The sequence below is a fragment of the Alienimonas chondri genome, from assembly GCF_013036045.1.
Taxonomy (GTDB): domain Bacteria; phylum Planctomycetota; class Planctomycetia; order Planctomycetales; family Planctomycetaceae; genus Alienimonas; species Alienimonas chondri.
Genome location: NZ_WTPX01000353.1, coordinates 1 through 674 on the forward strand (window position 1 = coordinate 1; position 674 = coordinate 674).

Annotated in this window: 1 protein-coding gene; it reads right to left on the bottom strand. The window is 68.2% G+C overall.

What is annotated here, in order from left to right; translation table 11 throughout:
- Positions 1 to 55: 55 nt before the first annotated feature.
- Positions 56 to 634, bottom strand: coding sequence for a hypothetical protein (locus LzC2_RS21610; protein ID WP_171190080.1), 579 nt, complete (start codon positions 632 to 634; stop codon positions 56 to 58).
- Positions 635 to 674: the final 40 nt, after the last annotated feature.

Sequence of the window (674 nt, forward strand, 5' to 3'; positions counted from 1 at the left end):
GTCGTAACTCCCCTCTCCCCCAAAAGGGGGCGAGGGGAGTTACGACGTGCCGCCGTCAGGGCACCGCCGCCGTCTCGGCGATCGTGGAGGACTCTTCCACCTGAGCGGCGGGCGTCGCGGCGGGGCCGGACGGTTTGTCGGTCGGCTTGAACAGCATCACCATCACCGCCCCGACCGCCGCCAGCACCAGCCCCATGAAGAACTTCCAGTCCGGCAGCGTTTTGACCGGGTGAAAATAGACCAGCGTGGCGATCGTATTGACGATCGGCGCCCCCGCGAACACCAGCGGGGCGACGTACAGCGGCCCGATGCTCCCCTTGGAGGCCGTCACCGCGAAGATCACGCACAGCGCCCCCGCGGCGCCTAGGGCGCCGGCGAAGATGCCCCAGGTGATGCCCTTGGAGTTCCAGTTCGCCGTCGGTTGGGCGGTGGGGTCGGCGTTGGCGAAGATCAGCGCCAGCGGGATCAGCACCGCGACCAGGAAGTAGGCCACGCCCACGAACAGGAACGCCCGCAGGTTACTGTGCAAACCGACGTCCTTATCGCCCGCCGCCACATGGATGCTGGGCACGTAGGTGCCCCAGGTGAGGGCGGCCCCGGCGATAAATAGAGCGACGATCAGCGGTTTGGACATGGCGGCGGGCGGCGGGGCCGCCCTCACCTGGGGCACCTAC

Bases quoted from the DNA above. Each gene is read 5' to 3' on its own strand.
- LzC2_RS21610 (WP_171190080.1), bottom strand. From the start codon at position 634: ATGTCCAAACCGCTGATCGTCGCTCTATTTATCGCCGGGGCCGCCCTC.